Origin of the sequence: Subtercola endophyticus (genome assembly GCF_021044565.1) — a bacterium.
Lineage (GTDB): Bacteria > Actinomycetota > Actinomycetes > Actinomycetales > Microbacteriaceae > Subtercola > Subtercola endophyticus.
Genome location: NZ_CP087997.1, coordinates 2,101,780 through 2,113,421, shown reverse-complemented (window position 1 = coordinate 2,113,421; position 11,642 = coordinate 2,101,780). Strand labels below are relative to the sequence as shown.

The following is an 11,642-nucleotide window of genomic DNA, read 5'->3' as shown; positions in this document are numbered from 1 at the left end:
TCGCGTGACTAGGGCAGGATGTCACGACAACTGCTCGTAGGCTGGTTGCATGACCGTCATGCTCGGAGTTCCGCAGGTTCGCCTTTCTGCGAACCCGGATTCGGGGGTCGGGGTTGTCGCGCACGCGTCGACCGGCCGCCCGTCGAGTGCCGCAGTGCCCGGGCTGCTCGACACCTACGGTCGCGTCGCCACCGATTTGCGCATCTCGCTGACCGACAAGTGCAATCTGCGCTGCACGTATTGCATGCCGGCAGAGGGCTTGCCCTTTCTGCCGACCTCGAAGCTCATGCAGCGCGACGAGATCGTGCGCCTGGCCCGCCTGGCGACCGAGCACCTGGGTGTGCGCCAGGTGCGCTTCACCGGCGGTGAGCCGCTTCTGCGTAAAGACCTGGTGGAGATCATCCGTGACGTCGCCGCACTGGATGCCCGCCCCGAGATCTCGCTGACCACCAACGCCATCGGGCTCTCTGGTCGTGCTGCTGCGCTGGCCGACGCGGGGCTCGACCGCGTGAATGTGTCGCTCGACTCGATCTGCCCCGAGACGTTCGCCATCATCACCCGGCGGCCGTTTCTGGAGCGGGTGCTCAAGGGCATTGACGCACTGGGCGAGGCGGGAATCGGGCACACGAAGATCAACGCCGTGCTGATTCCGGGCATCAACGACGAGCAGGGCCCCGACCTGCTCGAGTGGGCGCTCGCCGGGGGGCACCAACTGCGGTTCATCGAGCAGATGCCGCTCGACGCCGACCACATCTGGAATCGTGACGTGATGATCACGGCCGCCGAGATTCGCCGGCGGCTCTCGTCGCGATTCGACCTCACGCCAGACGAAGCGCCGCGCGATGGCGCCCCGGCAGAGTTGTACCAGGTTCGCGAGCGCGGTGCGGCCGCTGACAGTGCGCCGTTGGGAACCGTGGGCATCATCGCTTCGGTCACCGAGGCGTTCTGCGAGGACTGCCGACGCACGCGGCTCACGGCGGAGGGCGCCGTGCGCAGCTGCCTGTTCTCGCACACGGAGACCGATCTGCTCGGCCCGATGCGCGCAGGCGCTGACGACGACACCGTGGCCGATCTCTGGCGCGGGGCGATGTGGGCGAAGCAATCTGGACATGGCATGAGCCTCGCAGGCTTCCAGCAGCCCGATCGGCCGATGAGTGCGATCGGTGGATAACTCGGCGGAGGCCCCGACTGTGCAATCTGGCGCTGGTGGTTCGACGACGGCATCGGCCGCGCCCGCGAACATTCATGTGCGCTATTTCGCGGCGGCAAAGGCGGCCGCCGGTGTTGGCGCAGAGACGCGAACGGTGGCCGAAGGATGCACGATCGACGAGCTACTCGTCGGCGCGGGATTGGCGGCGGTGCCTGTCTTCGGCCGCAGCAGCTTTCTCGTCAACGGCGTGACCACGACCGATCGCTCCCACCCCCTGCGAGACGGCGACGAACTCGACGTGCTCCCTCCCTTCGCCGGCGGCTGAGCTACCTGCAGTCGCTGCAATCGACTTTGCGAAAAAGCACCCAAAACGTGCCGGGAAGGTGCTTTTTCGCAAAGTCGATCTGGTCAGCGAGGGGGCGGCGGCGCACCAGACAACTCAGTACCGGGGGAGGGTGGGGTCGACCTCGGTCGCCCAGGCGTCGATGCCGCCTTCGACGAAGGTGACGTTGGTCCAGCCCGACTGCAGCAGCACCTCGCGGGCGTAGCGGGAGCGGTTGTCGTAGTGGCAGTGCACGATGACGGTCTCGTCGCGCGGCATGACCTCTTGGGCCGCTTCGGAGAGAATCGACTGCAGCGGAACGAGGGCTGAGCCCTCAATCGCGACGAGCTCACGTTCCCAGGGCTCCCGCACGTCGACGAGCACGAAGTCGTCGGTGCCTGCCGCGCGCGCGACCAGTCGCGCGGCGAGTTCGGTCGCGGTGATCGACGGTGCCGCCGGAGTGGCGGGAGTTGATTCGTCAGGCATTGTGCTTCTTTCGATTGGTGAACCTTGCGCCGAACCCGAACCCGAACCCGAACCCGAAGCCGAAGCCGAAGTCGAAGCCGAAGCCGAAGCCGGGCCCGAAGCCGAACCCTTTACCGCGTCAGCCGGGGGCGTCGAGTCGTCGGCCGCCGCACGGTGAAACGGCACATTCGTGTAGCTGCCGTCGAGAGCATCCACTACCAGAATGCGCCCTAACAGCAGCTCGCCGAACCCCGCGATGAGCTTCAGCGCCTCGCTCGCCATGGTTGCTCCGACGGTGGCGCACAGCGGCCCCAGTACCCCGGCGACGGCGCACGACTCGACTTCGTCGTCGCCGGGGGGCACGGGAAAGACGTCGCGCAGATTCGGTCCGAGCTCGCCATGTGCGCCCGCGGCGCTCCAGAACGTCGACGCCTGCCCGTCGAATCGCAGCACCGACCCCCACACATAAGGCATGCCGAGCAGCGCGGCTGTATCGTTTGCCAGGTATCGCGTGGCGAAGTTGTCGGTTCCGTCGATGACGAGGTCGTAGGCCGAGAGAATGCGGGCGGCATTACGCCCGGTCAGGCGTTCGTCGTGCAGTTCGACGTTCACGTGCGGGTTCAGCCGACGGATGCCCGCTGCCGCAGAATGCACCTTCGAAGTACCCACGGCGGCTGTCGTATGGATGGTCTGACGCTGCAGATTCGACACATCGACAACGTCTTCGTCGACGATGCCGATCGTTCCGACACCCGCGGCCGCGAGGGACGTGAGCACCGGCGAGCCGAGCCCACCTGCGCCGAGCACCACGACGCGCGAATTCGCCAGACGGCGCTGCCCTTCGATGCCGATTTGCGGCAACCGGATCTGCCGCGAATAGCGCTCCAGCTCGCTCGCCGTCAGCTCCCGCCCGGGTGCGACGAGCGGGGTGCGTGCCATGTTCCAACCCTACGCGCCTGCGCGCGGCTCCTCCCGTGCTTGCCCGCGTCCTCGTTTGCAGATTGCCCCATAGAAAGGGCGATTTCTCTCCCAAACTGTGGAACTTGGGAGCGAAATCGCCCTCTCGATGTCGAGAGCCAAGGCCCGGCGGCTAGAGCCCCGCGGCCACCTTCGTCGCGAGGGCGGTCACCTGCTGCTGGGTGGTGGCGGGGTCGAGCGTGTTGCCGTCGCCGCGAATGAACACACTCTGCACGGTGACGACGGTGTCACCCGACGCGAAGGTGACGGCATCTGTTTGTGCGCTGTAGAAGGCCGAATCGCCGATGCCCGGAAGGTCGATGGCACCCGGGGTTCCGTCTTTGGCGTAGCCGAATTTCGTGGCGTCTTGCATAGCCGTGGGCAGGAAGATGTCGACCTGGCCTGACCCGCCGAGATTCGACCCGGTCACCGGCCAGACGCAGGTGGGATTGACCTGAGAAGGGTCGGTGTCGGGCGCACCGGTTGCAACCGTGCCGCCGAAAATCGCCTGGATCTCGGTGGTGGTGGCGAGGGTGCACGGGTCGGTGGATCCACTGGCCGCGGCGGGGGCCGCGGAGGGACCGCCAGAATCCGCTGCCGAGGCGGAGGCTGATGCCGAAGACCCTGCCCCGGCGCCTGACCCGGCACTGGTTGTCGATGAGCTCGAACTGCACGCCGTGCATCCGGCCACCAAGAGCAGGGCCGCCGCACCGGTGATTGTCGCTCGAATCGCTGCTGCTCGATTCATCGTGTTCTCCTCACTGAGGTCGTTATTGTCAACATCCGTTGCACTAATTGCAACGATAGTGCTCACTGAATGCAAATAACAGCCCTATTTTGCGCCCGGAGTGCAGTATCGTGAACTCGTGTCACAGACTCTGCTGCGCGGCCTCCGTCTGCTCGAGATCGTCGATTTCTCGGGCCCGCTCACCGTCTCGCAGCTCGCGCGCGAACTCGGCGTCGACAAGGCCACCGCCTCGCGCATGGTGTCGGCATGCGAAGCCGACGGCTGGCTGGTGCGTGACGACGGCGGTCACGTGCTGATCGGGCCTCGCTCGACTCTGCTCGGACAGGGTGCCGCCGCAGGGGTGTCGTTGCGGCTCGCGGAGCCGATCATCCACGCGGTTTCGGGTGTCACCGGCATGCTGACGCAGGCCGTGGGGCTGGTCGGCGGAGTCGGAGTGGTGCTGGCCTCTGCCGACCCGGTGGGGGCGAAGATTCCCTATGGGCTGACCACGAGTTTTCCGCTGTGGGTCAGCGCGGCCGGTAAGACCATTGCGTCGCAGTTGGCGGCGGATGATCGGCAGCGCTACCTGCCGAACGATCCGTTGCCCGTGCCCACCGATGCCGTGTCGGGCGTGGCGCCGTCGGCCGTCGTGCAGCAGTTTCGCGTTTCGCTCGGACTCGGGCCGACGCCGGGCGGGTACGTGGTGCAGTCGACGACCCGCGCCACCTCCCGCGCACAGCTCGACGCTCAGCTCGACACGATCGTGCGCGACGGAGTGTTCATCGATCGGGCCGAACTCATGCCCGAGGTGTCGTGCGTGGCCGTGCCCTGGCCGCAGCCCGGCATGCCGGCGGCGCTGGTGTGCATCTCGACGACTCCGCAGATCGACCGTGACGCGGCCCTCGTCGAACGGGCCCTGCGCGCGGCAGCGGTCTCGGGCGCTACCCGTGACTCCATCGTGGCGGCTGCTGCCGCGCGCTGACGCCGCCGCGTGCCTCCGCCGTTCGCGCGCATCCCTCCTTCCCTTCCCCCTGAAGCCCCGTCGCGGCGATCGACTTTGCGAAAAAGCCCGTTCCCGCGCGATTTTGGGGGCTTTTTCGTCAACTCGATGGCGCGGGCGGCGCCGAAAAGGGCCCGGGAGGGCGTTTTTGGGCACCCATGTGAAGCCCAGCACGTGCGGCGAGGCCGAACCGAAGGGGTTGTTGGGTACCGTAGAGCACGACCGTGAGCGCGCAGAGAGGGTCACCGGTGTATCTGAAGAGCCTGACCCTGAAGGGGTTCAAGTCGTTCGCGCAGCCCACGACGTTCGCGTTCGAGACCGGCGTCACCTGTGTCATCGGCCCGAACGGCTCCGGCAAGAGCAACGTGGTGGATGCCCTGGCTTGGGTCATGGGCGAGCAGGGCGTCAAGACGCTGCGCGGCGGCAAGATGGAAGACGTCATCTTCGCCGGCACCTCGACCCGCGGCCCGCTCGGCCGCGCCGAGGTGATTCTCACCATCGACAACGCCGACGGGGCCCTGCCGATCGACTACTCCGAGGTGACGATCAGCCGCACGCTGTTCCGCAACGGGGGCAGCGAATACGCCATCAACGGCGACTCGTGCCGGCTGCTCGACGTACAGGAGCTGCTCAGTGACTCCGGCCTCGGGCGGGAAATGCACGTCATCGTGGGGCAGGGTCAGCTCGATGCCGTTCTGCACGCCAGCCCCGAGGGGCGGCGTGGGTTCATCGAGGAGGCCGCGGGCATCCTGAAGCATCGCCGCCGCAAAGAGAAGACGCAGCGCAAGCTCGAGGCGATGCAAGCGAATCTCACGCGGCTGAGTGACTTGGCGGGCGAGATCCGTCGGCAGCTGAAACCTCTCGGGCGCCAGGCCGAGGTCGCCAAAGAGGCCCAGGGCATCGCGTCGATCGTGCGGGATGCCCGCGCCCGCCTGCTCGCCGACGAAGTGGTGACCCTGCGCCAGGCCCTCGACGCGCACTCCCAGAGCGAAAACGAGCGCCGCACCGAGCGCATCGTGCTGCAGGAGCGCCTCGAGCAGAACCAGTTGCGCATCACGCGAATCGAGCAGGAGCAGGTCGGCGACGCCGTCGACCTCGCCCGCCGCACGGCTTTCGGCCTCGAATCGGTTCAAGAACGCCTGCGCGGACTTTTCACCCTCGCGAACCAGCGCCTTGCGCTGCTGGGTTCGGAGCAGGGCGCGCACGACGTTTCGCCGAGCGTGTCGCCGTCGATGGTTCAGGATGCCCGTGACGAGGCCATACGCCTGGTCGCCGCCGTGGCGGCCGCCGAGCAGGGCTGGCTCGACGCGCAAGGTCGCACCCAGGCCGCGCGGCAGTCGCTCGACGCGGTGGACGAGCAGATCGCCGTACAGAGTGCCCTGGTCTCGAAGCACGATCTGGAGTTGTCGAAGCTCGGCGGTCAGCTCGAGTCGGCGAATTCGCGACTCGCGGCGGTACGCGGCGAAGACTTGAGGCAGCAGAATGCGCTCGATGCGGCCGGCGATCGCAGGGAACGCCTGCAGGCAGACTTCGTGGCGCTCGAAGCGCAGGCCGCTCTCGACGACACCGGCCAGACCGACCTCGACGAGGCGTACGAGTTCGCGCAGGCCGCCGTGTTCGAGGCGGAGGCCGAGATCGAACAGCTGCGGGATGCCCTGCATGTGCACGAGCGGGAGCGCGACGCCTTGGCCGGCAAGACCAGCGCGCTGTCGATGGCGCTGGGCCAGAAAGACGGATCGAGCGAGCTCGCCGCCGCCGGAGTCCCGGGTGTTCGCGGGCTGCTCGCCGATCACGTGCAGGTCGAGCCCGGCTTCGAGGCGGCCATCGCGGCCGCGCTCGGTTCCCTCGCCGATGGCGTGCTCGCCGACAGCGCCGATGCGGCGTTCGCCGCGCTAGCGGCGGCCCGCGACGCTGACATGGGTCGCGTCGAAGTCGTCGTGGCGAACCCGGGCGGCGTCGCCGCTGCTGCCGCTACCGACGCCACCGCCTCTGCCAGAGCGACGGTTCCGGACGAGAGCGAGCGCCTCGGCGGCTCCTCTCGTCCGAAAACGTCGCTCTCGGCGGCGGGCGCGCGGGGCGCGCCGGGGCTGGTGCGTGCGGTGGATGTCGTGACGGCGCCCGAGGGAGTGAAAGCGCTGCTGGCGCACACACTGATCGCCGATGATCTCGAGGCGGCGCGAGAGGCGTGGCCGAGCATCCACTCCGCGGCGACAGGCGGTGGCGCGAGGGGTGCCGCCGCGACATGGGCCGACGCGACAAGTGCCGCCGTGACAGGCGTCGCTGCGACGGGTGCCGCCACGAGCACCCTCACGATCATCACGCGCGGCGGCGACGTGCTCACCGAGTACGTGCTGCGCGGCGGATCCGGCGCGAAGCGCTCCCGGCTCGAGCTCGTCGCCGAGCGCGACGCGGCAGCCGACCGGCTCGAGATCGTGACCGCCGAGATCGACCGCGCGAAGTTCGCGCTCGCCGAGCAGCGCGGCATTCTGCAGAACGCCAAGCAGCAGTCGGCCACGGCGCTGACGGCCCTGCGCGAGTTCGACTCGCGGCTCGCGGCACAGGCCGAGCGGCTCTCGCGTCTGCGCGCGCAAGTCGACGCCAGTCACGGCGAGTTCGAGCGCCTCGAGCGCAGCCGCGCGGCCGCCGGTGAGACCGTCGCCACCGCGCTTGCGGCCGCCGAGAAGGCGCGTGCCGAACTCGAGTCCGCCCGCGCCAGGCCCCGCCCCATCCTCGACGTGAGTTCGCGCGACGACCTGTTCGAAATGCTCGAGAAGGGCCGTGAGGGTGAGCTCGAGGCTCGCCTGCGGCTCGAGACCGTGCGCGAACGTGTTCGCGCCGAGCAGGCACGAGTGGTCGATCTCGAGCGTCAGCTCGAGACTGAGCGCGCCGCCGCAGAAGAGGCCGCGCGGCGGGCGGTGATCCGCCGGCGTCAGGTCGACGCGGCGACCTCGGTCGTGGATGCCCTTCCCGACGTTCTGCCCTCGGTCGACGCCTCCGTGGCCGAGGCTCGACTCGATCTCGGCAAGCGCGAGGCCGAACGCGCCGAGCAGAACGCCGAGCTCACCGAACTGCGCCGCGAGGAATCCGCCCTGCGCGAGCGCCTGCAGGGCATCACCGAGAACGTGCACGGGCTCGAGCTGCAGATCTACGAGAAGAAGCTGCACCTCTCCAGCGTGCTCGAGCGGGTCGGTTCGGAGCTCGGTCTGGTCGAAGACGACCTGGTCGCCGAGTACGGCCCCGATCAGCGCATTCCTCTCGACGCCTCGGTGGAGAGCCGAGCATCCGGTGGCCGAGCATCCGGTGGCCCGGCATCCGGCGGCCCGTCTGCCGAGCCGAGCGACGAAGACGATTCGGTGCCGTTCAACCGCGACGAGCAGAAGCGCCGGCTCGCCAAGGCCGAGCGGATGCTCGCGGAGCTCGGTCGCGTGAATCCACTCGCCCTCGAAGAGTTCGATGCGCTGGAGCAGCGTCACAAGTTCTTGACCGAGCAGCTCACCGATCTGACGAACACCCGCAAAGATCTGCTGACGATCATCGACGAGATCGACGACAAGATGAAGTTCATCTTCGAGAGTGCTTTCAACGACACTCGTGAGGCGTTCGCGCAGGTGTTTCCGATCCTGTTCCCCGGCGGCACCGGCAGCATTTCGCTCACCGATCCGGCAGACCTGCTCACCACGGGTGTCGAGGTGAGCGTGAAGCCCGCCGGCAAGAAGATCGAGCGGCTCTCGCTGCTCTCGGGCGGCGAGCGCTCGCTGGCGGCCGTGGCGCTGCTCATCGCGATCTTCAAGGCGCGCCCGAGCCCGTTCTACATCATGGACGAGGTCGAGGCCGCCCTCGACGACGCCAACCTGGGGCGTCTGCTCACCATCTTTCGCGACCTGCGCGAGACGTCGCAGCTCATCGTCATCACCCACCAGAAGCGCACGATGGAAATCGCCGACGCCCTTTATGGCGTCTCGATGCGCCAAGACGGCGTCTCTGCCGTGATCGGTCAGCGCATCGAGGCCGCGTCGTGAAACTGCCCAAGCCCGGGCGCGTGATTCGGCGGGTGCATGCCGGGCAGCACATGCTCGCCTGGGGCACGTTGGCGCCAGAAGCGCCGACGAGCATCCGTGTCACCAGCCCCGACTTCGCCGAGGGCGGTGCGATTCCGGCCCTCCACGCCGGTGACGGTGTCGGCGACAACATTTCGCCCGCGCTGGAATGGAGCGGGGTTCCGGTGGGCACGCGGCAGCTGCTGCTGATGATCGAAGACCCTGATGTTCCCCTGCTGAGGCCGGTCATCCACCTGATCGCCCGTCTCGATCCGAGCCGCATCGGCGTCGCCCGCGGCGAGCTGAACGAAGAGGCCGAGAACACCGGAATCGTGCTGCACCCGGGTTCGTTCAACCGCTACGGCTACGCGGGCCCGCGGCCGATCGAGGCGCACGGCCCGCACCGCTACGTCTTCGAGCTTTTTGCGCTCTCGAAGTCTCTGCCGCTGCCCGCTTCGGCCGGGCGCAGCGAGGTCACCAATGCGACCTACGGGCTCATCCTCGCCCGCGGACGCACCTGGGCGACGTTCGAGCGGCCGTAGCACCCGCAACTCACCATCTGCGGCCGTAGCACCCGCAACGCACCGCCTGCGCCCGAAGCGCCTGCGCCAGCGGCACGTCGGCCTGTAGCACGTCGCGACTGTACGAACCAGACCGTAGACCGGCGGCGTCGTGCGTTGCAGAATGATGAGCACACCACACGAACGACAGGGGAGTCTTCATGTCTGACTACGTTTCTCGGGCCGAAATTCTGATCCGAAAGGCTCCGGAAGAAGTGTGGCAGACGCTCACGGCCACAGGGTCGAATCCCGAGATCATGTTCGGCGCCGAGATCGTGACCGATTGGCAGGTCGGTCATCCGATCTCCTGGAAAGGCACCTTCAAAGGCACCGACTACGAAGACAAGGGCACGATTCTCGAGTTCGACGAGCCGCACGCCCTGAGCATGACCCACTTCAGCCCGATGACCGGCCAGCCTGACGTTGCCGAGAACTATCACACGGTGTCGTTCTCGCTCGAGAAAGTCGCCGAGGGCACCCGCGTCGCCCTCACCCAAGACAAGAATCCCACCATGGAAGCGGCTGCGCACTCCGAAGAGAACTGGATGCTCGCCCTGAAAGGCCTGCGCTCGGTGGTCGAGGGCACTCTCGTCGACGACTGAGGAGGTTCCCCGCCGATGCGCATTCCTGGACTGAGTCCACAAAATGTATAGTGGACGCCATGGTCGAATTTTTCGTCGCAGACGTCGGTAGCCGAACCGTTCCCTACGAAGAGGGCCTGGTGCTGCAGCGCACGAGGCGCAAGGCGGTATGCGAGGGTGCCGAGAACGTCGTGATTCTGCTCGAACACGACGCCGTCTACACCGCCGGCCGACGCACCGACGACTCCGAGCGCCCCACCGACGGCTCGACGGTGATCGAGGTCGATCGCGGCGGCAAGCTCACCTGGCACGGCCCGGGGCAGCTGGTCGGGTATCCCATCGTGCGCCTGCGCGAGCCGATGGATGTCGTCGCCTACGTTCGCACGCTCGAATCCGTGCTCATCGCGGTGCTCGCCGAGGCGGGTGTCACCGGTCGGCGCGTCGAGGGACGCTCGGGCGTCTGGGTGCAGATCGGCGAGGGTCCGTTCGCCAAAGACGCCAAGATCGCCGCCATCGGAATCCGGGTCGCCGACGGGGTCACCTCGCACGGCTTCGCGCTCAATTGCAGCAACAGCCTCGAGCCGTACGCGCACATCGTGGCGTGCGGAATCCGCGACGCCGGCGTGACCACGATCACCGACGTGCTCGGCCGCACGGTCGACCCCGCCGACGTGATCGACTCCGTGCAACGGCACCTGTACGCGGCGTTCGCCGCGGAGGGCTCGCCGGTTCGGGAGGCGCCCAGCCCCGGGCATCCGGTGCCCGCGGCGCAGGATGCCCGTGCCGGAGTCAACGCGTGAGCGCGCCTGTAGAGGGCCGCAAACTGCTGCGCCTCGAAGTGCGCAACGCCGAGACGCCCATCGAGAAGAAGCCCGAGTGGATCAAGACCAAGGCCCGCTTCGGCCCCGAATACCGTCAGCTGCAAGAGCTCGTGAAGAGCGAAGACCTGCACACGGTGTGCCAAGAGGCCGGATGCCCGAACATCTTCGAGTGCTGGGAAGACCGTGAAGCGACCTTTCTCATCGGCGGCTCGCAGTGCACGCGCCGCTGCGACTTCTGCCAGATCGACACCGGAAAGCCCGCTGATTACGATCGCGACGAACCGCGCCGCGTCGCCGAATCGGTGACCCAGATGCGCCTGCGTTACGCCACCGTGACCGGAGTCGCCCGCGACGACCTGCCCGACGAGGGGGCCTGGCTGCACGCCGAGACCGTGCGGCAGATCCATCAGCAGAACCCGGGCACCGGGGTCGAGATTCTCGCGACCGACTTCTCGGGCAATCCCGACCTGCTCGCCGAGGTGTTCTCGTCGCGCCCCGAGGTGTTCGCGCACAACGTCGAGACCGTGCCGCGTATCTTCAAGCGCATCCGCCCCGCCTTTCGGTACGAGCGCTCGCTCGACGTCATCACACAGGCCCGTGCGGCCCAGCTGGTCACGAAGTCGAACCTGATTCTCGGCATGGGGGAGACCCGCGAAGAGATCAGTCAGGCGCTGCACGACCTGCACGACGCGGGAACCGACATCATCACGGTGACGCAGTACCTGCGCCCGTCGCCGCGGCACCTGCCGGTCGACCGCTGGGTGAAGCCCGAAGAGTTCGTCGAAATCAAAGAAGAGGCCGAAGAGATCGGCTTCTTGGGCGTGCTCGCCGGCCCGCTCGTGCGCTCGTCGTACCGCGCCGGCCGCCTCTGGGCGCAGTCGATGCACCGCAAGGGCTGGGCCATCCCCGAGGGCCTCGAGGCACTCGCCGAGGCGCAGCTGGCCAACGCCCAGCTCGGTTTCGCGCAGGCGGTCTGAGCTGCCGGCTGCCCGGGGCGAACATCCGCGGCCTGTGGGGTGCGT

General features: G+C 67.8%; 10 protein-coding genes. 8 read left to right on the top strand and 2 right to left on the bottom strand.

The genetic code is table 11. The features are described 5' to 3' along the window. Positions 1-49 precede the first annotated feature (49 nt). Positions 50-1,171 (top strand): GTP 3',8-cyclase MoaA, encoded by a 1,122-nt coding sequence (moaA, locus tag LQ955_RS09890; RefSeq protein WP_231027981.1) that lies wholly within the window; start codon positions 50-52, stop codon positions 1,169-1,171. 19 nt (positions 1,172-1,190) lie between these two features. Then, the gene (locus LQ955_RS09885; RefSeq protein WP_304961685.1) at positions 1,191-1,475 is read left to right on the top strand and encodes a MoaD/ThiS family protein; all 285 of its coding nucleotides are present in this window, start codon (positions 1,191-1,193) and stop codon (positions 1,473-1,475) included. A gap of 114 nt (positions 1,476-1,589) precedes the next feature. Here LQ955_RS09885 and LQ955_RS09880 read toward each other — a convergent pair whose 3' ends face one another. Continuing rightward, positions 1,590-2,876 carry a ThiF family adenylyltransferase gene (locus tag LQ955_RS09880; RefSeq protein ID WP_231027980.1) on the bottom strand — a complete coding sequence of 429 codons (1,287 nt, stop codon included), beginning with the start codon at positions 2,874-2,876 and terminating at the stop codon, positions 1,590-1,592. 151 nt (positions 2,877-3,027) lie between these two features. Beyond that, on the bottom strand, positions 3,028-3,642 hold the full coding sequence (locus LQ955_RS09875; RefSeq protein ID WP_231027979.1) for a DUF3558 family protein: 615 nt from the start codon (positions 3,640-3,642) through the stop codon (positions 3,028-3,030). A gap of 118 nt (positions 3,643-3,760) precedes the next feature. Here LQ955_RS09875 and LQ955_RS09870 point away from each other — a divergent pair, with 118 nt between their 5' ends. The 6 genes from LQ955_RS09870 to lipA all read left to right on the top strand — a co-directional run bounded on the left by LQ955_RS09870 (position 3,761) and on the right by lipA (position 11,597). Beyond that, complete coding sequence (locus tag LQ955_RS09870) at positions 3,761-4,603, top strand: IclR family transcriptional regulator (protein ID WP_231027978.1); 843 nt, start codon at positions 3,761-3,763, stop codon at positions 4,601-4,603. Between the two features lie 266 nt (positions 4,604-4,869). Next, on the top strand, positions 4,870-8,640 hold the full coding sequence (locus LQ955_RS09865; protein WP_231028105.1) for an AAA family ATPase: 3,771 nt from the start codon (positions 4,870-4,872) through the stop codon (positions 8,638-8,640). Then, the gene (locus LQ955_RS09860) at positions 8,637-9,200 is read left to right on the top strand and encodes a YbhB/YbcL family Raf kinase inhibitor-like protein (protein ID WP_231027977.1); all 564 of its coding nucleotides are present in this window, start codon (positions 8,637-8,639) and stop codon (positions 9,198-9,200) included. Before LQ955_RS09865 ends, LQ955_RS09860 begins: the two co-directional genes overlap by 4 nt. Positions 9,201-9,379: 179 nt before the next feature. Next, positions 9,380-9,820 carry an SRPBCC domain-containing protein gene (locus LQ955_RS09855; protein WP_231027976.1) on the top strand — a complete coding sequence of 147 codons (441 nt, stop codon included), beginning with the start codon at positions 9,380-9,382 and terminating at the stop codon, positions 9,818-9,820. 59 nt (positions 9,821-9,879) lie between these two features. After that, a complete protein-coding gene (gene lipB, locus LQ955_RS09850) occupies positions 9,880-10,599 on the top strand; it encodes a lipoyl(octanoyl) transferase LipB (protein ID WP_231027975.1) in 720 nt (239 codons plus the stop codon). Beyond that, positions 10,596-11,597 (top strand): lipoyl synthase, encoded by a 1,002-nt coding sequence (lipA, locus tag LQ955_RS09845; RefSeq protein ID WP_231027974.1) that lies wholly within the window; start codon positions 10,596-10,598, stop codon positions 11,595-11,597. The genes lipB and lipA overlap by 4 nt, the downstream gene beginning before the upstream one ends. Positions 11,598-11,642 lie beyond the last annotated feature (45 nt).